21 protein-coding genes are annotated in these 26,367 nt (G+C 73.5%); 9 read left to right on the top strand and 12 right to left on the bottom strand.

All coding sequences use genetic code 11. The features are described from left to right. Positions 1–15: 15 nt before the first annotated feature. Positions 16–879 carry a DUF3097 family protein gene (locus ABIB37_RS10715; protein ID WP_354260254.1) on the bottom strand — a complete coding sequence of 288 codons (864 nt, stop codon included), beginning with the start codon at positions 877–879 and terminating at the stop codon, positions 16–18. Between the two features lie 62 nt (positions 880–941). Here ABIB37_RS10715 and ABIB37_RS10710 point away from each other — a divergent pair, with 62 nt between their 5' ends. Beyond that, entirely contained in the window at positions 942–1,862 is a 921-nt protein-coding gene (locus ABIB37_RS10710; protein WP_354260252.1) for a TIGR03560 family F420-dependent LLM class oxidoreductase, read from the top strand. A gap of 184 nt (positions 1,863–2,046) precedes the next feature. Here ABIB37_RS10710 and ABIB37_RS10705 read toward each other — a convergent pair whose 3' ends face one another. The 5 genes from ABIB37_RS10705 to ABIB37_RS10685 form a co-directional block, all read right to left on the bottom strand. Continuing rightward, positions 2,047–2,322: a GlsB/YeaQ/YmgE family stress response membrane protein gene (locus ABIB37_RS10705; protein WP_354260250.1), complete on the bottom strand. Its 276-nt coding sequence runs from the start codon at positions 2,320–2,322 to the stop codon at positions 2,047–2,049. 120 nt (positions 2,323–2,442) lie between these two features. Beyond that, positions 2,443–3,954 (bottom strand): Asp-tRNA(Asn)/Glu-tRNA(Gln) amidotransferase subunit GatB, encoded by a 1,512-nt coding sequence (gatB, locus tag ABIB37_RS10700; protein ID WP_354260248.1) that lies wholly within the window; start codon positions 3,952–3,954, stop codon positions 2,443–2,445. Then, complete coding sequence (gatA, locus tag ABIB37_RS10695) at positions 3,951–5,465, bottom strand: Asp-tRNA(Asn)/Glu-tRNA(Gln) amidotransferase subunit GatA (protein ID WP_354260246.1); 1,515 nt, start codon at positions 5,463–5,465, stop codon at positions 3,951–3,953. The genes gatB and gatA overlap by 4 nt, the downstream gene beginning before the upstream one ends. Next, positions 5,462–5,761 carry an Asp-tRNA(Asn)/Glu-tRNA(Gln) amidotransferase subunit GatC gene (gene gatC / locus ABIB37_RS10690; protein WP_354260244.1) on the bottom strand — a complete coding sequence of 100 codons (300 nt, stop codon included), beginning with the start codon at positions 5,759–5,761 and terminating at the stop codon, positions 5,462–5,464. Before gatC ends, gatA begins: the two co-directional genes overlap by 4 nt. A gap of 64 nt (positions 5,762–5,825) precedes the next feature. Continuing rightward, positions 5,826–6,806: a YdcF family protein gene (locus ABIB37_RS10685; RefSeq protein WP_354261595.1), complete on the bottom strand. Its 981-nt coding sequence runs from the start codon at positions 6,804–6,806 to the stop codon at positions 5,826–5,828. A gap of 254 nt (positions 6,807–7,060) precedes the next feature. Between ABIB37_RS10685 and ABIB37_RS10680 the strand changes: the two genes are divergently transcribed. Next, positions 7,061–8,122, top strand: coding sequence for an Rv2578c family radical SAM protein (locus ABIB37_RS10680; RefSeq protein WP_354260242.1), 1,062 nt, complete (start codon positions 7,061–7,063; stop codon positions 8,120–8,122). Between the two features lie 18 nt (positions 8,123–8,140). Here ABIB37_RS10680 and ABIB37_RS10675 read toward each other — a convergent pair whose 3' ends face one another. Genes ABIB37_RS10675 through ligA form a run of 3 tightly spaced genes read right to left on the bottom strand, consistent with a single transcriptional unit; the run spans position 8,141 to position 12,152 of the window. Beyond that, the gene (locus ABIB37_RS10675; RefSeq protein WP_354260240.1) at positions 8,141–9,307 is read right to left on the bottom strand and encodes an AAA family ATPase; all 1,167 of its coding nucleotides are present in this window, start codon (positions 9,305–9,307) and stop codon (positions 8,141–8,143) included. Continuing rightward, positions 9,304–9,810 carry a mycothiol transferase gene (locus ABIB37_RS10670; RefSeq protein WP_354260239.1) on the bottom strand — a complete coding sequence of 169 codons (507 nt, stop codon included), beginning with the start codon at positions 9,808–9,810 and terminating at the stop codon, positions 9,304–9,306. The genes ABIB37_RS10675 and ABIB37_RS10670 overlap by 4 nt, the downstream gene beginning before the upstream one ends. Then, positions 9,810–12,152: an NAD-dependent DNA ligase LigA gene (gene ligA / locus ABIB37_RS10665; RefSeq protein WP_354260237.1), complete on the bottom strand. Its 2,343-nt coding sequence runs from the start codon at positions 12,150–12,152 to the stop codon at positions 9,810–9,812. The genes ABIB37_RS10670 and ligA overlap by 1 nt, the downstream gene beginning before the upstream one ends. 193 nt (positions 12,153–12,345) lie before the next feature. On the opposite strand from ligA, the gene ABIB37_RS10660 reads away from it, so the two are divergent. Together ABIB37_RS10660 and ABIB37_RS10655 are read left to right on the top strand one after the other, a co-directional pair. Then, positions 12,346–12,756 (top strand): DUF4383 domain-containing protein, encoded by a 411-nt coding sequence (locus ABIB37_RS10660; protein ID WP_354260235.1) that lies wholly within the window; start codon positions 12,346–12,348, stop codon positions 12,754–12,756. A gap of 10 nt (positions 12,757–12,766) precedes the next feature. Continuing rightward, the gene (locus ABIB37_RS10655; protein ID WP_354260233.1) at positions 12,767–13,258 is read left to right on the top strand and encodes a hypothetical protein; all 492 of its coding nucleotides are present in this window, start codon (positions 12,767–12,769) and stop codon (positions 13,256–13,258) included. 20 nt (positions 13,259–13,278) lie between these two features. Here the strand turns inward: ABIB37_RS10655 and mnmA are convergent, their stop codons facing one another. Further along, the gene (mnmA, locus tag ABIB37_RS10650) at positions 13,279–14,382 is read right to left on the bottom strand and encodes a tRNA 2-thiouridine(34) synthase MnmA (protein ID WP_354260231.1); all 1,104 of its coding nucleotides are present in this window, start codon (positions 14,380–14,382) and stop codon (positions 13,279–13,281) included. A 57-nt stretch (positions 14,383–14,439) separates the two neighbouring features. On the opposite strand from mnmA, the gene ABIB37_RS10645 reads away from it, so the two are divergent. Continuing rightward, complete coding sequence (locus ABIB37_RS10645) at positions 14,440–15,213, top strand: glycosyltransferase family 2 protein (RefSeq protein ID WP_354260229.1); 774 nt, start codon at positions 14,440–14,442, stop codon at positions 15,211–15,213. Then, on the top strand, positions 15,210–15,773 hold the full coding sequence (locus ABIB37_RS10640; RefSeq protein ID WP_354260227.1) for a DUF2238 domain-containing protein: 564 nt from the start codon (positions 15,210–15,212) through the stop codon (positions 15,771–15,773). The genes ABIB37_RS10645 and ABIB37_RS10640 overlap by 4 nt, the downstream gene beginning before the upstream one ends. Positions 15,774–15,792: 19 nt before the next feature. On the opposite strand, the gene ABIB37_RS10635 is transcribed toward ABIB37_RS10640, so the two are convergent. Then, positions 15,793–16,974 carry a cysteine desulfurase family protein gene (locus ABIB37_RS10635; RefSeq protein WP_354260225.1) on the bottom strand — a complete coding sequence of 394 codons (1,182 nt, stop codon included), beginning with the start codon at positions 16,972–16,974 and terminating at the stop codon, positions 15,793–15,795. Between the two features lie 20 nt (positions 16,975–16,994). Between ABIB37_RS10635 and glgX the strand changes: the two genes are divergently transcribed. Beyond that, the gene (gene glgX, locus ABIB37_RS10630) at positions 16,995–19,127 is read left to right on the top strand and encodes a glycogen debranching protein GlgX (protein WP_354260223.1); all 2,133 of its coding nucleotides are present in this window, start codon (positions 16,995–16,997) and stop codon (positions 19,125–19,127) included. Positions 19,128–19,210: 83 nt separating this feature from the next. Here glgX and glgP read toward each other — a convergent pair whose 3' ends face one another. Next, positions 19,211–21,748: an alpha-glucan family phosphorylase gene (gene glgP, locus ABIB37_RS10625; protein WP_354260221.1), complete on the bottom strand. Its 2,538-nt coding sequence runs from the start codon at positions 21,746–21,748 to the stop codon at positions 19,211–19,213. 85 nt (positions 21,749–21,833) lie between these two features. Between glgP and ABIB37_RS10620 the strand changes: the two genes are divergently transcribed. Next, positions 21,834–23,825 (top strand): alpha-1,4-glucan--maltose-1-phosphate maltosyltransferase, encoded by a 1,992-nt coding sequence (locus ABIB37_RS10620; RefSeq protein ID WP_354261593.1) that lies wholly within the window; start codon positions 21,834–21,836, stop codon positions 23,823–23,825. Continuing rightward, on the top strand, positions 23,822–26,017 hold the full coding sequence (glgB, locus tag ABIB37_RS10615; protein ID WP_354260219.1) for a 1,4-alpha-glucan branching protein GlgB: 2,196 nt from the start codon (positions 23,822–23,824) through the stop codon (positions 26,015–26,017). Before ABIB37_RS10620 ends, glgB begins: the two co-directional genes overlap by 4 nt. The last annotated feature ends 350 nt before the right edge of the window (positions 26,018–26,367 follow it).

Genomic DNA, 26,367 nt, shown 5'->3' with positions numbered 1-26,367 from the left:
CGACGCCGGCGCCCCTCAGTGGCGGTTGGTCGTCACGAAGTCGATGAGCTCCTCGACGCGCGCGAGCAGCGCGGGCTCGAGGTCGTTCCAGTCGCGCACGCGCGTGCGCATCCGCTGCCACGCGCGGCCGACGTCCTCCTGCGACTCGTGCGGCATGCCGAGCCTGCGCAGCGTGCCGCGCTTCCAGTCCTCGCCCTTCGGCACGTCCGGCCACGCCGGGATGCCCAGCCTGGCTGGCTTGATCGCCTGCCAGATGTCGATGAACGGATGGCCGACGATGCGCACGTGCGCCCCGTGCGGGCCGCGCAGCACGGCCTCGGCGATGCGCGTCTCCTTCGAGCCGCGCACGAGGTGGTCGAGCAGGATGCCGAGCCGCTTCTCCGCGGTCGGTGCGAAGTCCGCGACGATGCCGGCGAGGTCGTCGGCGCCGTGGAGCGGCTCGACGACGACGCCCTCGACCCGCAGGTCGTGCCCCCAGACCTGCTCGACGAGCTCGGCGTCGTGCACGCCCTCGACGAGGATGCGGCTCGGCAGCGCGACGCGCGCCCGCACGTCGGCGACCGCGCGGGATCCGGACGCCGTGCGCGTCGCCGCCTGCTGTCGCGACGCTGCCGGCACGAGCTCGACCTCGACGCCGTCGACGAAGAAGCCGCGGCCGAGCGGGAAGGCGCGCACCCGGCCGCGACGATCCTCGAGGTGCACGTTGCCGGTCTCGACGCGCACGACGGCACCCACCCAGCCGTCGTGCCGCTCGACCACGAGGTCGCGCTCGGCCGGGACCCGCTTCGGCGGCGCCGGCTTCCTGGCGGCCTTCGCCTCGGGCGACAGCACGTCGCCGCCCCAGGCATCCCAGTCGATCCGCAGGCTGTCGTTCGGCACCGATCGAGCGTACGCGGGCGTCGCGCCGCGGCCCGTGAGGCGCGCTGTGCCAGGCTTCCGGCATGGACCTCCGCATCTTCACCGAGCCGCAGCAGGGCGCCTCCTACGACGAGCTGCTCGCGATCGCGCAGCGCACCGAGCAGCTCGGCTTCGACGGCTTCTTCCGCTCCGACCACTACCTCCGGATGGGCGACGGCGATCCCGGCTACGGCCCGACGGATGCGTGGACGTCGCTCGCCGGCCTCGCGCGCGACACCGTGCGGGTGCGGCTCGGCACGCTCGTGTCGTCCGTCACCTACCGGCTGCCGGGCATCCTCGCCGTGCAGGTCGCGAACGTCGACCAGATGTCGGGCGGCCGCGTGGAGCTCGGGCTCGGCACGGGCTGGTTCGCCGAGGAGCACTCGGCGTTCGGCATCCCGTTCCCGGAGCGCCGGTTCGACCTGCTCGAGGAGCAGCTCGCGATCGTGACCGGGCTGTGGGCGACGCCGGTCGGCGCACGCTTCTCGTTCGAGGGCGAGCACTACCGGCTCGACGACTCCCCCGCGCTGCCGAAGCCCGCGCAGGAGCGGCTGCCGGTGATCGTCGGGGGCCTGGGTGAGCGGCGCACGCCTCGCCTCGCCGCCGAGTTCGCCGACGAGCACAACCTGCCCTTCCCCGAGCTCGACCGCATCCGACCGCTCTTCGCGGCGCTCGACCGCGCGATCGAGCGCGCCGAGCGCACCACGCCGGTCGTGCGGTCGGCGGCGCTCGTGGCGGTCGTGGGCGACGACGAGGCGACGTTCGCCCGTCGCGCCGCCGCGATCGGCCGCGAGCCGGCGGAGCTGCGCGAGCACGGCATCGCCGGTTCGCGCGCTGAGGTCGAGGACCGGCTCGGCGCGCTCGCCGACGACGGCGTGGAGCGCGTCTACCTGCAGGTGCTCGACATGACCGACCTCGATCACCTCGACGAGATCGCGGCCTTCGCCGGGGTCCGCGCCGCCTGACCCGGTGCGGCGAGCGTCGGGATGCTGCTCGAGTGTCCCGACACTCCTGCACGAAGCCGACACTCGCCGATCGCCAGGGGCGAGCTCGCCGGCGAGTGTCGGGATGCTGCCGGGCGCTCGGCGCGCCGTCCGGGCACGCGAAAGGGGGCCGCCCGCAGGCAGCCCCCTCCGTGTGCGCCGAGACTCAGGCGCGCGTACGACCGCGGTTCTTGGTGACGAGGCCCCAGATGAGCAGCACGATGATCGCGCCGCCGATCGCGAACACCCACGCCAGCGGCTCGAAGAAGCTGTTGTAGATGTCGAGGTTGAAGATGCCACCGGCGATCCAGCCACCGATCATGGCGCCGACGACGCCGAGGATCAGCGTCGTGATCCAGCCGCCGCCCTGCTTGCCGGGCAGGATGAGCTTGGCCAGTGCGCCTGCGATGAGGCCGAAGATGAGGAAGACGAGGAATCCCATGTAAGTGATCCTTCCGTGTCGCAGCGGTGCAAGGGTGTCGCTCCGCCGGGACTTCGCGCTCTGCGATGTCCGACTGCAAGCGTACGCGGATTCATTGAGAATTCCTGGGAACTCGCCTGACTAGGCCTGGGCGCGCTCGAGTACGATCTCGCGGACCCTTGCTGCGTCTGCCTGTCCCCGCATCGCCTTCATGACCGCGCCGATCACCGCTCCGGCAGCCTGCACCTTGCCGTCTCGGATCTTCTGCAGCACGTCGGGCTGCGCCGAGAGCGCGTCGTCCACCGCCGCGACGAGCGCCGACTCGTCGGTGACCACCTGCAGGCCGCGAGCGGCCGCGACCTCGCTCGGCGACCCTTCCCCGGCGATGACGCCCTCGAGCGCCTGGCGCGCGAGCCGGTCGGTGAGCGTGCCCTCGTCGATGAGCCGCTGCAGCTCCGCGATGTGCGCAGGATCGACGAGGGTCGACGCCTCGACGCCGCGCTCGTTGGCGACGCGGGCGAGCTCGCCCGTCCACCACTTGCGGGCCGACTGCGGCGTCGCACCGGCGGCGACCGTCGCCTCGACGAGGTGCAGCATGTCGCCGTTCACGACGTCCTGGAGCTCGAGGTCGGTGAAGCCCCAGTCGGCCTTCAGCCGGCGACGGCGGGCGACGGGCTGCTCGGGCAGCTGCGCGCGCAGCTCCTCGACGAGCTCGCGGCTCGGCGCGACGGGCAGCAGGTCGGGCTCCGGGAAGTAGCGGTAGTCGTCGGCGTCCGACTTCGGGCGACCGGGGCTCGTCGTGCCGGTGTCCTCGTGCCAGTGCCGCGTCTCCTGCACGATCGTGCCGCCGGCCGCGAGGATCGCGGCCTGCCGCTGGATCTCGTAGCGCACGGCGCGCTCGACCGAGCGCATCGAGTTGACGTTCTTCGTCTCGGTGCGCGTGCCGAGCGCCTCCTGGCCGCGCGGGCGCAGGCTCACGTTCGCGTCGCAGCGCAGGTTGCCGCGCTCCATCCGCGCCTCCGAGATGCCGAGCGACAGCACGATGTCGCGGATCGTCGCCACGTAGGCCCTCGCGATCTCGGGCGCCGAGTGCTCGCCGCCGAAGATCGGCTTCGTCACGATCTCGACGAGCGGCACCCCTGCGCGGTTGTAGTCGACGAGCGAGTACTCCGCGCCCTGGATGCGGCCGGTCGAGCCGCCGACGTGCGTGAGCTTGCCGGCGTCCTCCTCCATGTGCGCGCGCTCGATCGGGATCGTGATCCGTCGGCCGTCGGCCAGCTCGACCTCGACCGAGCCCTCGAAGGCGATGGGCTCGTCGTACTGCGAGATCTGGTAGTTCTTCGGCGTGTCCGGGTAGAAGTAGTTCTTCCGCGCGAAGCGGCTCGAGGTCGCGATCTCGCAGTTCAGCGCGAGGCCGAGCGCGATCGAGTAGCGCACCGCCTGCTCGTTCACCACCGGCAGGCTGCCCGGCAGGCCGAGGCTCAGCGGGTCGACGAGCGTGTTCGGCTCGACGTCGTGGAAGTCGGGGTGCGCGGGGTTGGGCGCCGCCGAGAACATCTTCGTGCGCGTGCCGAGCTCTACGTGCACCTCGAAGCCCATCACCGGCTCGAAGCGCTCGAGCGCCTCGTCGAAGTCCATCAGCTTGTCCTTCATCGCGCCGCCTCCGTGAGCTCGGGTGCCTTGGTCGTGAGGATGCCGCCCCAGCGGTCGGCGAGCAGCGCCTCGATCGCGGCGCCGGCGCGGTAGAGCCGCTCGTCCTCGAACATCGGCGCGAGGATCTGCAGGCCGACGGGCATACCGTCGTCGCCGAGCCCCATCGGGAGCCCCATGCCGGGGATGCCCGCGAGGTTCGCGGGGATCGTCGTGATGTCGTTGACGTACATCGCCAGCGGGTCGTCGAGCTTCTCGCCGAGCTTGAACGCCGTCGTGGGCGCCGCGGGGCTGATGAGCAGGTCGGCCTGCTCGAACGCGGCGTCGAAGTCGCGCTGGATGAGCGTGCGCACCTTCTGCGCAGAGCCGTAGTAGGCGTCGTAGTAGCCGGCCGACAGCGCGTAGGTGCCGAGGATGATGCGTCGCTTGACCTCGGCGCCGAAGCCTGCCTCGCGGGTGGCCGCCATGACGTCCTCGACCGTCTGGCCCAGGCCCTCGACGCGCAGCCCGAAGCGCACGGAGTCGAAGCGCGCGAGGTTGCTCGACGCCTCGGCCGGCAGGATCAGGTAGTACGCGGCGACCGAGTAGGCGAACGACGGGCACGAGACCTCGACGACCTCGGCGCCAGCGGCCGTCAGCACGTCGACGGTCTCGCGGAAGCGCGCCTGCACGTCGGCGGCGATGCCCTCGGCGTCGAGCTCCTTGACGATGCCGACGCGCACGCCCTGCAGGCTGCCGGATGCGGCGCCCTCGCGGGCCGCGGCCGTGAACGACGGCCACTCGCGCGCGAGGCTCGTGGAGTCGTGCGGGTCGTGCCCGCCGATGACGTCGTGGATGAGCGCCGAGTCGAGCACCGTGCGGGTGACGGGGCCGACCTGGTCGAGGCTCGAGGCGAGCGCGATGGCGCCGTAGCGGCTCACGCCGCCGTAGGTCGGCTTGACGCCGACGGTGCCGGTGACCGCGGCGGGCTGGCGGATCGAGCCGCCGGTGTCGGAGCCGAGCGCGAACGGCGCCTCGAAGGCGGCGACGGCAGCGGCCGAGCCGCCGCCCGAGCCGCCGGGGATGCGCTCGCGGTCCCAGGGGTTGCGGGTGGGGCCGTAGGCGGAGTGCTCGGTCGACGATCCCATCGCGAACTCGTCCATGTTCGTCTTGCCGAGCGCGACGAGGCCGGCCGCCTTCACGCGCTCGACGACGGTCGCGTCGTAGGGCGGGATCCAGCCCTCGAGGATGCGGGAGCCTGCCGTCGAGGGCATGCCGATCGTGCAGAGCACGTCCTTGATCGCGATCGGGGCGCCCGCGAGCGCGTGCAGCTGCTCCCCGGCTGCTCGGCGCTCGTCGATCGCCCGGGCGGCGTCGAGCGCGCCGTCGTTGACGTGCAGGAAAGCGTGGATCTCGCCGTCGACCGCAGCGATGCGGTCGAGGTGGGCCTGCGTGGCCTCGACGCTCGAGACGTCGCCGGAGGCGAGCAGGCCGGCGAGCTCGTGGCCTGCGAGGCGCGTGAGGTCGCCGCTCACTGCTCCTCCCCCAGGATCGCCGAGACGCGGAAGCGCTCGCCGTCGTGGCTGGGAGCGCCGGCGAAGGTCTGCTCGTGCACGAGGGTCTCGCCGACGACGTCGGCGCGCAGCACGTTCGTGAGCGGCACCGGGTGGCTCGTGGCGGGGACGTCGTCGCCGGCGATCTCGCGCACGGTGGCGATCGCGTCGACGATGGCGGAGAGCTCGGTCGTGAGGCTCGTCACCTCGTCGTCGGTCAGCGCGATGCGAGCGAGTCCAGCCAGATGCTGGACCTCCTCGCGAGTGATCTCGGACATGCGTCTCCTCTGCGGCGGCGGGGGTCGCTCAATCCTACGGTCCGGCCCCGCGGTGGCGGACCGGCTACGGGCTCACCCGCTGCGTGGCGACGACCGCCCAGACCGCGAGCGCCTCGAGCGCGATCGCGGCGGCGAGGCACCACCACCGCAGGTCGGCGGCGATGGCGAGCGCCTCGCGCACGATCGCGCCGGGGCGGTAGGAGGGCCGGGTCCATGCGCCGATCACGGTGCCGTCGATGCCGGCCTCGGCGAGCAGGCCCGCGGTGCGGTAGGCGTGGTACTCGCTCGTCACGACGGCGAGCGGCGCCCGACCGGGCGCGGTGACGAGCGGCCTCGACAGCCGCAGGTTCTCGCGGGTCGTGGTGGACGCGTCCTCGAGGTCGATCGCCGCTGCCGGCACGCCCAGCTGCCGCTCGAGGTGCTCGGCCATCGCCGACGCCTCGGAGCGCACCTCGTCGGCGCCCTGGCCGCCCGAGACGACGATCCGCGCGTCCGGCCGCTGGGCCAGCGCATCGCGCCACACCTCGGCGCCCCGCTGCACGCGGCGGCGCAGCAGCGGGCCGACCTCGCGACCGCGGAGGCCGGCGCCGAGGATGAGCACGGTGCCGGGCGGTGGCGGCGTGCGCGCCGCGCGGGCGTGCACGAGCATCGCGACGACGAGCACGGCGGTGCCGAGGCCAGCGGCCCAGAGCGGGAGCGCGACGAGCAGCGCCGCCCGGGCGAGCGGAGGGTCGATCGCGCCGGCCACGGCGATCGCCGAGGCCAACCCCGCCATGCCGGCGCCCAGCGCAGCGATCAGCCGATCGACGCGGCGGACGCGCACGAGCCGGGGCAGCATGAGCGCGTGCCACAGCGAGGCGGCGCCGAGGCCGAGGGTCGCGATCGCCGCGACGGTGACGAGCAGCGCCCATCCGCCGTGCTCGAGCGGCACGTCGAGCCACGCGGCGACCGGCTGCTGCAGCAGCCTCGCGGCGAGCAGCGCGCCGGTGGCGACGACGACCGCCGCCCACAGCGCCGGGGCGAGCACGCGCATCCGCCGTCGCATCGCCACCTCAGCACCCTAGCCGCGCCGGCCTCCCCGCTCGCGCCTCCCGGCGAGCTCCGCGGCCCGCCGACCCCTCCGCACCACGCAAGCCCGGCAGCCCGGATCCGGCCCCATCGGGTGACGCTCGCCCGCTCGCCCGCTGGACCAGCCCGGCGGGCTTGCGTTGTGCGCGCACGAGGGGAGGCTCCCGCGGCGCGCGGGGTCGGCCGCGGGGCGAGGTTGCGCGGCGATCGAACGTGTGTTCGAATGGTCGCATGCGGTGGGAAGGACAGACGGCGACGCACGTCGACGCGGACGCGCTGCCGGGGCTCGAGGAGCGCGGCAGCGTGCTGGAGTCGTGGCCGACGCCCGGCTTCGACGGCGCCTCCTTCCTCGAGGTGACGGCGAAGAGCGCCCTCAACCACGTCGCCGGCGACGGCTTCATGGGCGGCGCGTGGACGATCAACCCCTACCGCGGCTGCCAGCACGCGTGCCGCTACTGCTTCGCGCGCAACACGCACACCTACCTCGACCTCGACGCGGGTGCCGACTTCGACTCACGCATCGTCGTGAAGGCGAACCTCGTCGAGGTGCTCGAGCGCGAGCTCGCCGGGCCGCGCAAGGACGTCACCGCGGTGCAGCTCGGCACGAACACTGACCCCTACCAGCGCGCGGAGGGCCGCTACCGGCTCATGCCCGGCGTGCTGCGGGCGCTCGCGCGGCACGGGGCCTCGATCTCGATCCTCACGAAGGGCACGCTGCTGCGCCGGGACCTGCCGCTGCTCGCCGCGATCGCGCGCGACGTGCCGGTCTCGATCGCGATGTCGATCGCCATCTTCGACGACGAGCTGCAGCAGCAGGTCGAGCCCGGCACGCCGACGACCCGGTCGCGGCTCGAGACCGTCCGCGCGGTGCGCGACGCCGGGCTCGACTGCGCGGTCTTCGCGATGCCGGTGCTGCCGGGGCTCACCGACACGCGCGCGCACCTCGAGACGGCCTTCGCGTCGATCGCCGAGGCGGGCGCGACGCGCGCGATCGCGAGCGCCCTGCACCTGCGGCCCGGCGCCCGCGAGTGGTACACGCAGTGGCTGCGCGAGGCGCACCCGCACCTGGTGCCGCTCTACGCGCGCATCTACGGGACCGGCAGCTACGCCGACCGCGGCTACCGCGACTGGCTGCGCGACCGCATCCGCCCGCTCATGCGCGAGCACCGGCTCGGACCGGTGCAGGTGACCGCTGGCACGGGCCTCGCCGCGCCCGGGAGCGCGCCGCCGCCGCGAGCGCGGCAGCTCGCGTCGACGAGCGAGCCGCTCGTCGCAGCGCCCACGCTCTTCTGACGAGCGCCCGGCGCGGCGTCAGCGCTTCGGCCAGTGCCAGCCCGGCTGATCGAGCAGGCCCTCGCGGCCCGCGACCACCGTCTGCCCGTGCTCCTTCTCGAGCTCGATGCGCGCGCCGTCGAGCGCGTCGGCGAGCTGCCGCTGATGCGTCACGACGAGCACCTGCGTCTGCTCGCTCGCGCGGCGGATGAGCGCGGCGAGCGGCGCGAAGAGCTCGGCGTGCAGGCTGCGCTCCGGCTCGTTCAGCACGATGAGCGTGGGCCGCTCGACCGAGGTGAGCGCCGCGAGCAGCAGCAGGAACTGCAGCGTGCCGTCCGAGAGCTCGTCGGCGGTGAGCATCCGCAGCACGCCCGGCTGGCGCAGCGCGGGCGTCATGCGGCCGTCGTGCCCGACGATCTCGAGCTCGGAGCCGTCGAACGCCTCGGCGACGGCGCGGGCGATCTCGCGCTCGTGACCCGCCTCGATCGAGGTGCGCAGCACCGCGCCGAGGTTCGCGCCGTCGTCGTCGAGCCGCGGGCTCCTGGTGCCGACCTGCGGCCGTCGGGCGGGCGCGCCGGCGTCGGTGCGGAAGGCGTCGTGGAACCGCCACGCGCGCATCTGGCGCCGGAGGCCCGCGATCTCGGGCGCGTCCGCCGCCCCGGCGTGCTCGTCGAGCACCGAGCCCCACGCCGGCATGCCGCGGGCCAGCTCGCGCCAGCCGTCGTCGCCGTGCACCCGTGCGACGCCACCCCGACGCTCGACCAGCACGCTCGATGGTCGTGGCTCGAGCCCGGCGAAGACATGCTCCTGCTTGATGTCGGGGTCGCGGTCGAAGTGGCTGACGAAGCCGCCGCCGCTCGCGGGCACGGGCAGGCCGAGGTCGATCGCGTAGCCGAGCCCGTCGGCCGCGCCGAAGCCGAGCCGCAGCGCGACCGGACCGGAGCGCACGAGCCCCTCGGTCGGCCCGCCCTCGCGGACGGCGCGCGAGATGCGCTCGGGCCCGGCCCAGCGCACGGCGTCGAGGCCGCCGTCGGCCGCGAGCTCGCCCACCGCCCTGCCCTGGCCCGCGGCCGCGAGCAGCCGCAGGGCGCGGTAGAGGCTGGACTTGCCGCTGCCGTTGCGCCCCGTCACGACGGTGAGCGGCGCGAGGTCGACGACGAGCGAGCGGATCGAGCGGTAGCCCTCGATCGCGAGCCGGTCGATCACGCGCCCAGCAGCCCGCGCACGTAGCCAGCCTGGCCCACGTGCTGCACGTCGTCGTCGACGATGCTCACGAGCCGCACGCCGAGCGTCACCGGCGGATCCCACGCGTCGTCGACGACGCGGTCGAGGTCGGCATCGTCGAGCGTGCCTAGGTACGCCAGCGTCGCCGCGTGCACGGCGTCGAGGTAGTCGAGCAGCGCGTCGGCCGACTCCGGCCGCACGGCGCGCACCGCGGCCGGGTCATGCCCGTAGCCGGTGTCGTCCCCGTCCGGATCGAGCCCGAACCTGGCGGCCCACGCGCCCGTCAGGTAGACCTGCTCGGTGCCGGCGACGTCGGCGATCTGCGCGTCCTGCCCGCGCGCGAGGTGCCAGACGAGCCAGCCGATCGTGTTCGCGCCCTCGGCGGGCACGGCGACGAGCTGCTCGGGGGTGAGGCCGCGCGCCGCCCGGCGCGCGGCGTCGGGCACGCGGGAGAAGGCCTCGACGAGCACAGCGACGCCGTCCATCACGCCTCCTCGACCGCGGGCAGCGCGTCCGGGCCCTGCTCGACGAGGATCCGGAACTGGGCCGCGTCGAGGATGCGCAGGCCGAGCGCCTCGGCCTTGCCGAGCTTCGACCCCGCACCGGGACCGGCCGCGACGAAGTCGGTCTTCTTCGAGACGCTCGAGGCCGCCTTGCCGCCGGCTGCCATGATCGCCTCCTGCGCCCCCTCGCGGGTGTAGCCCTCGAGGGTGCCGGTCGCGACGACGGTGATCCCGGCGAGCACGCCGCCGCGCTCCGCTGCGGCGCCCGGGCCCGGGTGGTCGGGCGTCGCGAACCGCACGCCCGCGTCGCGCCACGACTGCACGATGTCGCGGTGCCAGTCGACCGCCAGCCACTCCGTGACGGCGTCGGCGATGATCGGCCCGACGCCCTCCACCTGCGCGAGCTCCTCGGGCGTCGCCGCCTCGATCGCGGCGAGCGAGCCGAACCAGTCGGCGAGCGCGCGCGCCGCGACGGGCCCGACGTGCCGGATGTTGAGCGAGACGAGCTGGCGCCAGAGGTCCTTCGTCTTCGCGCGCTCGAGCTCGGCGAGCAGCGTCTCGGCCTGCTTCGACGGCTGCGGCCCGTCGGCGCCCGCCTTGCGCTCCGCGGCGGTGGCGAGGCGCTGGAATGGCCGGCGGACGACCGGCGAGCCCGCCTCGTCGAGCTTCGGCTGACCGGTCTCGGCGTCGCGCACGACCACCTCGATCGGCACGAGCGCCTCGAGCGTGAGCGCGAAGAGCCCCGCCTCGGTCGCGAGCGGCGGCTCGGCCGGCACGCTCGGCTGCGTGAGCGCCGCGGCGGTGACCTCGCCGAGCGCCTCGATGTCGAGCGCGCCGCGGCTGCCGATGTGCTCGACGCGGCCCCGCACCTGCGCGGGGCAGTCCTTCGCGTTCGGGCACCGAAGGTCGATGTCGCCCTCCTTCATCGGCCGCAGCGTCGTGCCGCACTCCGGGCACGCATCCGGCATGACGAACTCGCGCTCAGTGCCGTCGCGCAGCTCGACCACGGGGCCGAGCACCTCGGGGATGACGTCGCCGGCCTTCCGCAGCACCACCGTGTCGCCGATGAGCACGCCCTTGACGCGCACGACGTCCTGGTTGTGCAGCGTCGCCTGCCGCACGACCGAGCCGGCCACCTGGACCGGCTCCATGTTGGCGTAGGGCGTCGCGCGGCCGGTGCGGCCGACGCTCACGACGATGTCGAGCAGCTTCGTGTGCACCTCCTCGGGCGGGTACTTGTAGGCGATCGCCCAGCGCGGCGCGCGGGAGGTCTGCCCCAGCTCGTCGTGCAGCGCGAGCTCGTCGACCTTCACCACGATGCCGTCGAGCTGGTGCTCGACCGCGTGGCGCCGCTCGCCGAAGCGCTCGACATACGCGACGACGCCGTCGATGCCGTCGAGCACCTCGACGTGCGGGCTCGTCGGCAGCCCCCAGCCGGCGAGCAGGTCGTACACCTCGCTCTGCGCGGCGACCGGCGGGTCGGGCCATGCGCCGAAGCCGTGCACGTACATCGCGAGCGCCGCGATGCGCGCCTCGCCGGCCTCGAGCTCGAGCCCGGTCTTCTTCTCGAGCTGCTGCCGCAGGCCGCCGGAGGCCGCGTTCCGCGGGTTCGCGAAGGCCGGGAAGCGCTTCGCCGCGCGGTCGGCCGCGCGCTCGGCGTCGAAGTCGCCGCGGCTCGCGGCGGGCCGCCGCTCCCACTTGCCGCGGTCCTCCTCGACCGAGCGGTCGCGCAGCGCCGCCTGCAGGGCGTTGAGGCGCTCGAAGGCCTCGACCGGGATGAAGACCTCGCCGCGCACCTCGACGAGCGGCGGATGCCCGGTGCCGGCCAGGCGCTCCGGCACGCCCGCGACGCGCAGCGCGTTGACCGTCACGACCTCGCCGACGCGGCCGTCGCCGCGCGTCGCAGCGGACGTGAGCACGCCGTGCTCGTAGCGCAGCGCGATCGCGAGGCCGTCGATCTTGAGCTCGGTGAGCCACGCGACCCGCCTGCCCGCCGCGGCCTCCGCCTTCGCGCACCACTCGCGCAGCTCCTCGACCGAGAAGACGTTGTCGAGGCTCAGCATGCGCTCGCGGTGCTCGATCGTCGGCAGGCCGCTGCCCGTGCCGCCCTGCACCGCCTGCGTCGGCGAGTCCTGGCTCTGCAGCTCGGGGTGCGCGCGCTCGAGCTCGTCGAGCTCGCGCACGAGCGCGTCGTACGTCGCATCGTCGATGATCGACGCGTCGCGGTCGTAGTAGGCGGTGCTCGCCTCCTCGATCCGGGCGCGCAGCTCCTGCGCTCGGGCGTTCGCGTCACTGAGGGCGGCGTCCGCCTCGATTCCCACCATGTCCCCATCATGCACTCAGCCGGTGCGTGCATGCTGTCCCCCAGGTGCACCCCCTATGCACCACCTGTCCATTCGCACAGGAATTCACAGCATCAGGACCAATCCGCGTCGACCGAGGCTCCGAACCTTGATCGACACCTTGTGCGCCACCTCGGCGCGCAGGCCGGAAACGGCCCTGACAGAAGGAGGAGTCATGACTCAGTCCCCCAACCGCCTCGTCGCCACGATCTTCGGCGCCGTCTACCTGCTCGTCGGCGTGCTCGGCCTCTTCGTGGCCGGCGGCAACATCGTCGGCCAGGAGGGCGGCCTGCTGCTCGGCATCTTCCAGGTCAACCACCTGCACAACGTCGCGCACCTCATCATCGGCGGCGCGCTGCTGGCCGCAGGCCTCCGCAGCACGCCCGCCGCCAAGGGCACCAACACGACGGTCGGCGCGGTGTACCTGCTGCTCGGCATCGTGGGCTTCTTCCTGGTCGGCACGCCGCTCAACATCCTCGCGCTGAACGCGCCCGACCACATCCTGCACCTCGCCTCGGCGATCGTCCTCCTCGGCGCCGGCCTCGCGCTCGACCGCGGTACGACGACGCGTCGCGCGGTCGCGTAAGGATCGCGTCATGGCAGCGCTGACCCGGATCTGGGGAGCCGTGGCAGCGCTCGGCGCGGCGCTCATCGCCTTGGCGGTGGGCGCCGCGGCCGTGCCGTGGATCGCGGTGCCCATGGTGGCCGCGGGCATCGGGCAGGCGGTCATCGCGGTCGCAGCCCTGCGTGGCACCCGCTGGCACCCCGGCATCGTGCTCGTGCCGCTGCTGCTGCCGACGATCGTCTGGCTCGGTGCGCTGCTCGCAGTGCCCGAGGCGGCATCGTCCCTGCCGATGGCGCCGCTGCTCGCGGAGTCGACGCTCGCGCTCGGCGCAGCGGCGCTCCTGCTGCTGCGGCGCACGCACGACGACGAGCCGAGGCCCATCCACACGGTGCTCGGGCTGCTGTCGTCGGCCGCGGTCGTCGCCACGATCGCGACCACCGCCCTCGCCGGCACGAACGCCGGCCAGTTCGCGCAGCCGCACGGCGAGCACGGCATCGCCGTCGAGGAGCACAGCAGTCACTGACCGCCATCCGCCGAGGCGCGCTACGCCGCCACGACGTCCGCGGCGACCGTGCGGTCGATCGTGCACTGCCCGAGCACCCGCGTGCCGAGGTACAGCACGGCCGACTGCCCGGTCGCGACGCCGCTGAGCGGCACCGCCGGCTCGATCACGAGCTCGTCGCCGTCCATCCGGGCGCGCGCGGGCACCGGATCGGCGTGCGCTCGGATCTGCACCTCGACGTCGAGCCCGTCGGCGAGCTGCGGATGCACCGTGCCGGCATGCGAGATGCGGGTGCCGGCGAGGCGCACGACGTCGAGGGCCTCCTTCGGCCCCACGACGAGCTGCCGCGTCGACGGCTTCACCTCGAGCACGAAGCGCGGGCGCCCATCGGGCGACGGCACGCCGAGCGAGAGGCCCCGCCGCTGCCCGACCGTGTAGCCGTTCACGCCGTCGTGGCCGCCGACGACGCGGCCGTCGCGGTCGACGATGTCGCCCGGATCGGCGCCGAGCCGCTCCGCGAGGAACCCCCGGGTGTCGCCGTCCGGGATGAAGCAGATGTCGTGGCTGTCGGGCTTCTGCGCCAGCAGGAACCCGCGCTCGGCCGCCTCCGCGCGCACGGCCGCCTTCGTGGGCGTGTCCGCGAGCGGGAACCAGCAGTGCGCCAGCTGCGCGGCGGTGAGCACGCCGAGCACGTAGGACTGGTCCTTCGCCCAGTCCGCCGCCCGGTGCAGCTCGACGCCGTCGGCGGTGCGCTCGACGCGCGCGTAGTGGCCGGTGACGACCCGGTCGAAGCCCAGCCCGATCGCGCGGTCGAGCAGCGCCTCGAACTTGATGCGCTCGTTGCACCGCAGGCACGGGTTGGGCGTCCTGCCCGCCGCGTACTCGTCGACGAAGTCCTGCACCACGTCGCCGTGGAAGCGCTCGGAGAAGTCCCACACGTAGAAGGGGATGCCGAGGCGGTCGGCGACGCGGCGCGCATCCATCGCGTCCTCGACGGTGCAGCAGCCGCGGCTGCCGGTGCGGAGCGTGCCGGGCATGCGGCTGAGCGCGAGGTGCACGCCGACGACCTCGTGCCCGGCGTCGACCGCGCGCGCGGCCGCGACCGCGGAGTCCACCCCGCCCGACATGGCTGCCAGCACCTTCATGCGCTCCACCTCCGCGTGCCAGGGTACCGATCGGGCGGGGCGTGCGAGGCTGGAGTGGTGAGCGCCCAGTCGTCGACGCCCCCGCGCGTCTCCGTCGTCATCCCGGTGCGCGACGACGCGCTCGCGCTGCGGGGCTGCCTCGCCCGCCTGGCGGCGCAGTCGGTGCCGCCGCTCGAGATCGTCGTGGTGGACAACGGCAGCACCGACGACAGCGCCGCGGTCGCCCTGGCCGGCGGCGCGCGCGTGGTCGAGGAGCTGCGCCCCGGCGTCGCCGCGGCCGCGGCGTGCGGCTACGACGCCGCGCTCGGCGACGTGATCGCCCGCTGCGACGCCGACTCGCTCGTGCCGGTCGACTGGATCGCGCGGATCGCCGATGCGTTCGCCCACGACCCGGCGCTCGACGCCATCACCGGCCCGGGCCGCTTCCACGACGTGCCGGCGCCGTGGGCCGGGCTCGCGAGCGTCGCCTACGCGTTCGGCACGTTCGTCGTCGCGGGCGCCGCGATCGGCAACGTGCCGCTCTGGGGATCGAACATGGCGCTGCGGCGCTCGGCGTGGACGGCGATCGCGCACCGCGCCACGCGCGACGACGCCGACGTGCACGACGACCTCGACGTGGCGATGCGCCTCGGACCCGCGGCGCGGATCCGCTTCGACCCCCGGATGCGCGTGAGCGCGGAGGGCCGCATCTTCCGCAGCCGCGACGACGTGCGCCGCCGCGTCTCGGTCGCGATGCGCACGTTCCGCCGCAACTGGGCAGAGGGCGGCTCCCCCGGCCGCCGCTGGGTGCGCCGGCTCTCCCCGAGCCGGCTGCGACGCGTGCGCGGATGAGCGCGCGCGTGCTCGAGCTGGGGCGGTGGCACGCCACCGACGCGCTGCGGCTCGTGATCCTCGCCTCGATCCCGCTCGCATGGCTCATCGCGGGGCCGCCCTCCGCCGCCGCGATGCTGCTCGTGCTGGGCGGTTCGATGCTCACGCGCATCGCGCCCATCTCGAGCGCGGTCGACGTGACCACGCAGGCGGTGCTCCTCGCGGCCGCGTGGTGCGCGACGCTCGGGCTCTACGAGAGCGTTCCCGCCCTCGACCTCGTCGCGCACGTCGCCTCGGGCGCGGTGCTCGCGCTCCTCGCGCGGGCGCTGCTGCTGCAGGCCGGGCTGCTGCCCGGCGGCGACGGCGGCCGGGCCGCGGCGGCGCGCATGCTCCACGTCGTCAGCGGGGTCGCGCTGCTGGGGCTGCTGTGGGAGCTCGGCGAGTGGGCCGGCAACACGTTCATCACGACCGCGATCCGCGTCGGCTACGCCGACACGCTGAGCGACCTCGTCGCCGACGTGGTCGGCGCGGTCGTCGCCGTGGTGGTCGTCGAGCTCGCGCGGCGGCGTCGCGCGAGCTGAGCGCGACGCTCGGACTCCTTCACAGCGAGCGGGCCCGCGCGATCGCCGCGGGCAGGGCTGCCAGCAGGGCATCCACGTCCTCGGCCGTCGTCGTGCGGCCGAGCGAGAGCCGCAGCGGCGCGACGCCCGTGACGCCGCACGCGCGCACGACGTGCGACTCGCGCGCCACGCCCGCCGAGCACGCCGACCCGTTCGAGACCGCGAAGCCCGCCTCGTCGAGCAGGAACTGCAGCGACTCCCCCTCCGCGCCCTCCACCACGAGGTGCGCGATGTGCGGCAGCCGGTCGGGCGCGGCGAGCACGCGCACGCCCTCGATCGACGCGGCGAGGGCGAGGATGCGATCGGTCTCGGCGCGCAGGCGCGCCGACTCCGCGGCCAGCTCGGCCTGCGCCTCCTCGGCCGCGAGCGCGAAGAGCGAGGCGCCGAGCGCGTCCTGGGTGCCCGAGCGCAGCCCGCGCTGCTGCCCGCCGCCGTGGTGGAGCGCCTGCAGCCGCGCGTCGCGGCGCACCACGAGCGCGCCGACCCCGTGCGGTCCGCCGAGCTTGTGGCTCGCGACGCTCATGAGCGCCGCCCCCGTCTCGTCGAACCGCAGCGGCACGTGGCCGAACGTGCCCACAGCGTCGAGGTGGAGCGGCACGCCCGCGCGCGCCGCGGCATCCGCGACGGCGTCGACGGGCTGCATGGAGCCGAGCTCGTTGCTCGCGACGAGCATCGTGGCGACCGCCGCACCGTCGGCGAGCGCCGCCGCGAAGGCGTCCGCGTCGGTGACCGCCGAGCCGTCGACGCCCACCCACCGCACCGCGGCGCCCTGCCGCTCGAGCCACTCGACCGCGTCGAGCGTGGCGTGGTGCTCCGCGACCGGCACCACGAGCGCCTCGCTCGAGCGGGCATCGCGCGACGCCCACCACGCCCCCTTGAGCGCGAGGTTGATCGACTCGGTGCCGCCGGAGGTGAGCACGACCTCGGTCGGATGGGCGCCGAGGGTCGCGGCGAGCCGCTCGCGGGCCTCCTCGAGCACCGCCCTCGCTCGCTGGCCCTCGCGATGCGTGGACGCGGGGTTGGCGAGCGGCTCCGCGCTCGCGAGCGCGCGCCGCACGGACTCGCGCATGGGCGTCGCGGCCGCGTGGTCGAAGAGCAGCTGCCGGGCCGGTCGAGGCGCGGCAGAGCCCCGCTCGGTGGCTCGGTGCTCGGACTCGGACATGCTCCAATAGCCTAGGGCGCGTGGTGGAGTCGGGGAGTCGGGTGCGAGGCATCCAGCGCACCCCGGAGGGCCACCGGTTGACGGTGTGGTCGCGGAGCGCGACGAGCATGGAGCTGCGGCTCTTCGACCGCGACGACCCCGACTGGCTGCGGACGTCGCTGCCCATGGAGCGCGTCGGCGACGACTTCACGATCGACACCCCGCTGCTGGAGCTCGGCACGCCGTACGCCGTGGGCGTCGACGGGCCCACCGGCCCGGGCCACGCCTTCGACCCGGGCCGCCACGCGATCCCGCCGCACGCGCGCGGCATCGTGCGCACGCCGCACGGGCAGCACCGCGCGACCGTCGTCGACCCGGCCTTCGACTGGGGTGACGTGCCGCGCCCGCACGTGCCGCTCGACCGCCAGGTGATCTACGAGGCGCACGTGAAGGGGCTCACGAAGCTGAGCCCGCACATGCCGGAGGAGCTGCGCGGCACCTACGCGGGCCTCGCGCATCCGTCGACGATCGGCTACCTCAAGGACCTCGGCGTCACGACGGTGCAGCTGCTGCCGATCCACCAGTTCGTCTCGGAGCAGCGGCTCATCCGCCAGGGCCGCGTCAACTACTGGGGCTACAACACCCTCAGCTGGTTCGCGCCCCACAGCGACTACGCGTCGCGCGGCGCGCGCTTCGACGGCACCGGCGGCGTGCTGCGCGAGGTGAAGGGCATGGTGCGGCTGCTCCACGAGGCTGGCCTGCAGGTCTTCCTCGACGTCGTCTACAACCACACCGCCGAGGAGGGCGCGGACGGCCCACCGTCGAGCCTGCGGCTCATCGACAACGCGTCGTACTACCGGACCGGCCCCGACGGCGAGTGCATCGACTACACGGGCTGCGGCAACACGCTCGACTGCTCCGAGCACGCGGCCGAGGAGCTCGTGCTCGACTCCCTGCGCTACTGGCACCGCGAGGTGCACGTCGACGGCTTCCGCTTCGACCTCGCACCGGTGCTCGCGCGCAGGGCCGACGGCGCGTTCGACCCCGAGCATCCGCTGCTGCGGCGCATCGTCACCGACCCGCTGCTCGCCGGCGCGACGATGATCGCGGAGCCGTGGGACGTCGGCCCCGACGGCTGGCAGACCGGCCGGTTCCCCGACGGCTTCGGCGAGTGGAACGACCGCTACCGCGACACCGCGCGCCAGTTCTGGCTGAGCGACTACCGCTCGTTCCGCCACGGCGGCGACGGCGCCACGGGCGTGGGCCCGCTCGCGCACGCCGTCTCCGGCTCCGAGGGGCTCATCGCCTCCGAGCGCGGTCCGCTGCAGAGCGTCAACTTCATCACCGCCCACGACGGCTTCACGCTCGCCGACCTCACCCGCTACGACCGCAAGCACAACGAGGCGAACGGCGAGGAGAACCGCGACGGCGCCGACGGCAACCACTCGTACAACCACGGCATCGAGGGGCGCACCGACGACGTCGCCGTGCAGCTCGACCGCCGCAAGTCGATGCGCAACCTGCTGGGCACGCTGCTCGTCTCGGCGGGCGTGCCGATGCTCACGATGGGCGACGAGTTCGGCCGCAGCCAGCGCGGCAACAACAACGCCTACTGCCAGGACTCCGCCCTGACGTGGATGCGCTGGGAGCGCCGCGACTGGCAGGACGCCTTCCTCGAGCAGACCCGCAGGCTGCTGCAGCTGCGCCGCGAGCACCCCGCGCTCCGGCCGCTCGAGTACGGCCAGACCGGCCAGCGCGTGGCGGGCTCGTCGCGCCTCGACTGGTGGAACGCCGCGGGGCTGCGGATGACGATCGACGACTGGGACCACTCCCACGACCGCACGATGCAGATGCTCGCCGAGTCGACCCCCGTGGAGGAGCCGTACTCGCGCGTGCTCGTGATCTTCCACGGCTCGCCGCGCGACACGAGGGTGACGACGCCGGTCGCCGACGGCGCGACCGCGCTCGAGCTGCTGTGGGACTCCGCGGCCGACCACCAGGGCGCCGAGCAGGTGGTGCCGGGCGATGCGGTCGCCATGACGGCGATGAGCATGCGCGTGTACGCGGTGCACGGCATGCCCGCGGCAGGCGCGCCCGCCCCGACGGTGATGCGGCTGCGCTCCCCCGCGTCGCCGCCGTCCCCCGCGACGACGTCGCCGCCCACCCTGAGCTGACCCGAACGCCGAACTTCCCCGAACTGCGGGATCCTTCCGGAGGATCCCGCAGTTCAGGGAAGTTCGATGGAAACGGACCGGGGTCAGCTGCGCGGGTAGGCGACCAGGCCGAGCTCCGCCTCGGAGGCGAGCATCGGGTGGCGCGGGACGACGCGCACCGTGTAGCCGAACGTGCCCGCGCGCTCGAGGCCGATCGCCGACTCGAAGCGGTGGTTGCCGTCCTCGGCGCCGGCCTCGGCGAGCGGGAAGCGGCGCGCGTGGCGCAGCTCGCCCTCCTCGGTGACCGTGCCGGCGACGACCTCGACGGCGACGTCCGAGGGCTGCAGCGAGCCCAGCGCGACGAACGCCCGGACCGTCACGGCGTCGCCGATGATCGGCGGCACGTCGACGCCCTCGACCTCGACGTGGTGCACCTGCACGCCGCCGAACCCATCGCGCATCCGCGCGGTCCACTCGGCGAAGTCGCGTGCGGCGCTCGCACCGTCGGCGGCGGCCACGGCGGCTGCCTTCGCGGCGGGCGTGTAGAGGCGGCCGACGTACTCGGCGAGCATCCGCTCGGCCGACAGCTCGGGGCTGAGGGTCGCGAGCGTGTGCCGGATCGAGGCGATCCAGGCGGTCGGCAGGCCTCGCTCGTCGCGGTCGTAGAAGCGCGGCGCCACCTGGTGCTCGATGAGGTCGTAGAGCGCGTTCGCCTCGAACGCGTCGCGCTCGGCGGCGTCCATCTGCTCGTGCGCCGACGGGATCGCCCAGCCGTTCTTGCCGTCGAAGTACTCCTCCCACCAGCCGTCGAGGATCGACAGGTTGAGCGAGCCGTTGAGCGCCGCCTTCATGCCGCTCGTGCCGCACGCCTCGAGCGGGCGCAGCGGGTTGTTGAGCCACACGTCGCAGCCGGGGTAGAGCGACTTCGCCATCGAGATGTCGTAGTTCTCGAGGAAGACGATGCGGCCGCGCACCTCGGGCTCCTGCGTGAAGCGCACGAGCTCCTGGATGAGCGCCTTGCCCATCTCGTCGGCGGGGTGCGACTTGCCGGCGATGACGAGCTGCACGGGGCGCTCGGCGTTCGTGAGGATCGAGCGCAGGCGGTCGCGGTCGTGGAGCATGAGCGTGAGCCGCTTGTAGGTCGGCACGCGCCGGGCGAAGCCGATCGTCAGCACGTCGGGGTCGAGCATGGTGTCGACCCACGACGGGACGACGCCGTCGTTGCGCTCGTGCTTGACGCGGGTGCGGTCGCGCGCCTCCTCGACGAGGTGCTGGCGCATCTCGCGGCGCACGCCCCAGAGCGTCTCGTCGGTGATCGCGTCCGACGCCCAGTCGCAGCGGGCCGTGTCGAGCGTGCCGAGCTCGCGCTCGGCGAGGTGCTTGAGGATCGGCGACGTCCAGGTCGGCGCGTGCACGCCGTTCGTCACCGAGGTGATCGGCACGTCCTGCACGTCGAAGCCGGGCCAGCGGTCCTGGAACATCTGCCGCGAGACCTTGCCGTGCAGCTTCGAGACGCCGTTCGCGCGCTGGGCAATGGAGAAGCCCAGCTGCGCCATGTTGAAGATCGTCGGGTCGGACTCCCGGCCGAGCGCGAGCACGCGCTCGACGTCGACGCCCGGCACGAGCTCGCGCGTGAGGTGGCGGCGCACGAGCTCGACGTCGAAGCGGTCGATGCCCGCGGGCACAGGCGTGTGCGTCGTGAAGACGGTGCCGGCGCGCACGAGCTGCAGGGCGGCGTCGAACGAGAGCCCAGTCGCCGTGAGCTGCGAGATGCGCTCGATGCCGAGGAAGCCGGCGTGGCCCTCGTTGGAGTGGAAGACGGCCGGGACCGGCGCGCCGGTGAGGTCGCTGTAGACGGCGAGCGCGCGGACGCCGCCGATGCCGAGCAGCAGCTCCTGCTGCAGGCGCAGCTCGCCGCCGCCGCCGTAGAGGCGCTCGGCGACGCTGCGGAGGTCGGCGTCGTTCTCGTGGATGTTCGTGTCGAGCAGCAGCAGCGGCACGCGGCCGATCGTCGCGACCCAGATGCGCGCGTGCAGCGTGCGGTGCCCGGGCAGCGCGAGCTCCACCGTGGCGTGGCGGCCGTCCGGGTTGCGGAGGATCGTCAGCGGCAGCCCATCCGGGTCGAGCACCGGGTACGACTCCTGCTGCCAGCCCTCGCGCGAGATCGCCTGCTTGAAGTAGCCGGACTGGTAGAAGAGGCCGACGCCGACGATCGGCACGCCCAGGTCGCTCGCGGCCTTGAGGTGGTCGCCGGCCAGGATGCCGAGGCCGCCCGAGTACTGCGGCAGCGCGCTCGTGATGCCGAACTCCGGCGAGAAGTAGGCGATCGACTCGGGCGCGTCGTCGAGCGACTGGTACCAGCGAGCCTGCGACAGGTAGTCGTCGAGGTCGTCGGCGAGCGCGTCGACGCGGGCGACGAAGTCGTCGTCCTCGGCGAGCTGGTGCAGGCGCTCGGGGCCGACCCATCCCAGCAGCTGGACCGGATCGTGGCCGGTGGCGCGCCACCCGTCGAGCGAGATCTCGCGGAACAGCTCGCGAGTCGGCTCGTGCCACGACCACCGCAGGTTGGAGGCGAGCGCCTCGAGCCTGCCGAGGCGCGCGGGAAGGGAGGTGCGGACGGTGAACTTGCGGATCGCTCTCACGAGGACAGAGCCTAGGGGCATCCTCCCCGCTCGCAGGCAGGCTCGCTACGTTAGTGACGTGCCGAAGCAGACGAATGCCCAGCAGATGGATGTCCTGACGCCCCGGATCCCGGTGCTCGACCTCGCGCCGCAGGTGCCGGGCAACCGGTTCCCCGCGAAGGCGGTGGTGGGCGACGCGGTGCCGTTCCAGGCCGTCGCCTTCCGGGAGGGGCACGACCGCATCGGCGTGACCCTCGTGCTCCGCTCCCCCTCCGGGTCGCAGCGGCGCGTCCAGATGGAGCCGCTCCTCGACGGCTTCGACACCTACCGCGCGCTCGCGCAGGTCGACGAGCAGGGCATGTGGTCCTGGTTCGTCGAGGCCTGGGCCGACGAGTGGGCGACATGGCACCACAACGCCGAGATCAAGATCGCCGCCGGCATCGACGTCGAGCTCATGGCGACGATGGGCGCCGACCTGCTCGAGCGTGCCGCGGCGCAGGCGCAGGCCGCGGACGCGACGGCGCTCACGAGCGCCGCCCAGCGGATGCGGCGCACCGAGACCGCGCCGCTGCAGCGCTGGGCCGAGGTCAACGACCCCGCCGTGCTCGCCGCGGTCGACCGCAACCGGCCGCGCTCGCTCGTCAGCGCATCCGAGACCCTGCAGCTGCGCGTCGAGCGCTCGCGCGCCGCGGTCGGCGCCTGGTACGAGCTCTTCCCCCGCTCGGAGGGCGCAGAGCAGCACGAGGACGGCAGCTGGGCCTCCGGCACGCTGACGACCGCCGCCGGGCGCCTGCCCGCCGTGAAGGCGATGGGCTTCGACGTCGTCTACCTGCCGCCGGTGCACCCGATCGGGGAGGTCAACCGCAAGGGACCGAACAACACGCTCACGCCGCAGCCGGGCGACCCCGGCAGCCCGTGGGCCATCGGATCGAAGGCGGGCGGCCACGACACCATCCACCCCGATCTCGGCACGATCGCCGACTTCCGCGCGTTCGTGCAGCGCGCGGAGGCCGAGGGCCTCGAGGTCGCGATGGACCTCGCGCTGCAGGCGGCGCCCGACCATCCGTGGGTCACCGAGCACCCGGAGTGGTTCACGACCCTCCCGGACGGCTCGATCGCGTTCGCCGAGAACCCGCCGAAGAAGTACCAGGACATCTACCCGATCAACTTCGACCTCGACCCCGAGGGGATCCTGGCCGAGGTGCTCCGCATCCTGGAGCAGTGGATCGACTGCGGCGTGCAGATCTTCCGCGTCGACAACCCCCACACGAAGCCGCTGTGGTTCTGGGAGCGGCTCATCCGCGACGTGAACGCCGCGCACCCCGACGTCGTCTTCCTCGCCGAGGCGTTCACGCGCCCCGCCATGATGCAGGCGCTCGGCAAGGTCGGGTTCCAGCAGTCGTACACGTACTTCGCCTGGCGCAACACGAAGGCGGAGCTCGAGGAGTACCTGCGCGAGGTGACCGGTCCGCAGGCGGCGTGGTTCAAGCCCGCCTTCTGGGTCAACACCCCCGACATCCTCACCGAGTACCTGCAGTTCGGCGGCGTGCCGGCGTTCAAGGTGCGTGCGGCGATCGCGGCGACGGCCGTCCCCACGTGGGGCATGTACGCCGGCTACGAGCTCATCGAGGACGTCGCGCGCCCGGGCGCCGAGGAGGCGAACGACAACGAGAAGTTCCAGTACCGGCCGCGCGACTGGGAGCAGGCTGCGCGCAACGGCACGACGATCGCGCCGTACATCACGCGCCTCAACGAGATCCGCGCCCAGCATCCCGCCGTGCAGCAGCTGTGGGCGCTCGACGTGCACTGGTCGGACGACGACGCGATCCTCGTCTACTCGAAGCACCTCGAGGGCCGCTTCACCGAGTCGGGCGAGGACGACACGATCATCGTGGTCGCGAACGTCGACCCGCACTCGGCACGGCAGACGACGGTGCACCTCGACCTGACGAAGCTGGGCCTGCGCCCGGGCGAGTCGTTCGAGGCGCATGACCTCATCACGGGCGAGACCTGGACGTGGAGCGACCACAACTTCGTGCGGCTCGACGCGTTCGTCGAGCCGGCTCACGTGCTGCACGTGCGACGATCGGTCGCATGATGCTCGACGAATCGACGATCCAGCAGCTGGCCGCCGGCGCGCACGCCGCACCCCACGACCTGCTCGGCGCGCATCCGGATGGCTCGGCGCACGTCGTGCGGGCCGTCCGGCACCTCGCGACGGCCGTCGAGGTCATCGGCGAGGGCGCGACGGGCGCCGTCACGACCCCGATGGCGCACGTCGGTCACGGCCTGTGGGAGGCGAGCGTGCCGGGACCGGTGCGCCCGTACCGCCTGCGCACCACCTACGGCGACGGCGGCTCGTGGGAGTCCGAGGACCCCTACCGCTTCACGCCGACGCTCGGCGAGCTCGACCTCCACCTGTGGCGCGAGGGCCGGCACGAGCAGGCGTGGAAGGTGCTCGGCTCGCGGCTCGTCGAGCACGAGGGCGTCGCCGGCGCGGCGTTCGCCGTCTGGGCGCCCAACGCGCGCGCCGTGCGCATCATCGGCGACTTCAACGGCTGGGTCGGTCGCACCCACGCGATGCGCACCATGGGCTCGAGCGGCGTCTGGGAGCTCTTCGTGCCCGGCGACCTCGAGCACAGCGCCTACAAGTACGAGATCCTCACCGACCACGGCTGGGTGACTCGCGCGGATCCGATGGCCCGGTACACCGAGGTGCCGCCCGCGACCGCGTCGAAGATCGGCACGAGCCGCTTCGCGTGGAGCGACGACGACTGGATGACCGCGCGCGCAGCCCGCGACGTGCACAACTCCCCCATGTCGACCTACGAGCTGCACTTCGGCTCCTGGCGCCCGGGCCTCGGCTACCGCGAGATGGCGGACGCGCTCATCGAGCACCTGGAGGAGACGGGCTTCACGCACGTCGAGTTCATGCCGCTCGCGGAGCACCCGTTCGGCGGCTCCTGGGGCTACCAGGTCACCGGCTACTTCGCGCCGACGAGCCGCTTCGGCCACCCCGACGACCTGCGCTACCTCATCGACCGCCTGCACCGCGCCGGCTACGGCGTGATCATGGACTGGGTGCCCGGTCACTTCCCCAAGGACGAGTGGGCGCTCGCGCGCTTCGACGGCCGGCCGCTCTACGAGCACCCGGACCCCCGGCGCGGCGACCAGCCCGACTGGGGCACCCACGTGTTCGACTTCGGCCGCCCGGAGGTGAAGAACTTCCTGGTCGCGAACGCCGTGTACTGGATGGAGGAGTTCCACATCGACGGCCTGCGCGTCGACGCGGTCGCCTCGATGCTCTACCTCGACTACTCGCGCAACGAGGGCGAGTGGCTGCCCAACGTGCACGGGGGCCGCGAGCACCTCGAGGCGATCTCGCTGCTGCAGGAGGTCAACGCGACGGTCTACCGCCGCTGCCCGGGCATCATCATGATCGCCGAGGAGTCGACGTCGTGGCCGGGCGTGACGAAGCCCACGAGCGCCGGCGGCCTCGGCTTCGGCATGAAGTGGAACATGGGCTGGATGCATGACACGCTCCAGTACATGGCGGTCGACCCGATGTACCGGTCGCACCACCACGGCGAGATCACGTTCTCGTTCCTCTACGCGTTCAGCGAGCAGTTCCTGCTGCCGATCAGCCACGACGAGGTCGTGCACGGCAAGGGCTCGCTGCTCAACAAGATGCCCGGCGACCAGTGGCAGAAGCTCGCCTCGGTGCGCGCGTACCTGACGTTCATGTGGGCGCACCCCGGCAAGCAGCTGCTCTTCATGGGCCAGGAGTTCGGGCAGCCGAGCGAGTGGAGCGAGGCGCGCGGCCTCGACTGGTGGATCCTCGACCAGCCGGTGCACCGCGGCCTCATGTCACTCGTCTCGCAGCTCAACCGGGTCTACCGCGAGACCGAGGCGCTGTGGCTGCGCGACAACGAGCCCGGCGGCTTCGAGTGGATCGACGGCGGCAACTCGTCCGACAACGTCATCGCGTTCCTGCGGTGGGGCGCGAACGGCGACCCGGTCGCGGCGATCATGAACTTCTCCGGCCGGCCCATCGAGGGCTACCGGATGGGGCTGCCGTTCGCCGGCGAGTGGGAGGAGCTCGTGAACTCCGACGCGGTCGAGTACGGCGGCTCCGGCGTCGGCAACCTGGGCACGGTGCACGCGACCGGCGACGCGTGGGGCGGCCGTCCCGCATCCGCGACGGTCACGATCCCGCCGCTCGCGGGACTGATCCTGCGCCCGAAGGCCTCCGAGAAGCAGCTCCCGGCCACCAAGCCCGCCGCCACCTGACAGGCACCCTCGCGTGCGTGGCGCCGCCCGGACCCGGGTGGCGCCACGCGCATGCGAGCGACGCCGCGCAGACCTGCACGGCGAGCGGTCACTCCCGCGCCCGAGCGGTCACTTCGACGCCCGAGCGGTCACTTCGACGCCCGAGCGGTCACTTCGACGCCCGAGCGGTCACTTCCGCGCCCGAGCGGTCACTCCCACGCCCGAGGGGTCACTCCCACGCCCGAGCGGTCACTCCCACGCCCGACCGGTCACTCCCACGCCTGAGCGGTCACTCCCGCGCCTGAGCGGTCACTCGCGCCCGAGCCGACGACCGCATCCCGTGCTCGCTGCTGACGTGCGGAACTGACCGG

Origin of the sequence: Agrococcus sp. UYP10 (assembly GCF_040547205.1) — a bacterium.
Taxonomy (GTDB): Bacteria; Actinomycetota; Actinomycetes; order Actinomycetales; family Microbacteriaceae; genus Agrococcus; species Agrococcus jenensis.
The sequence above is the reverse complement of the archived record's forward strand: the minus strand, read 5'-3'. Positions and strand labels throughout refer to the sequence as shown.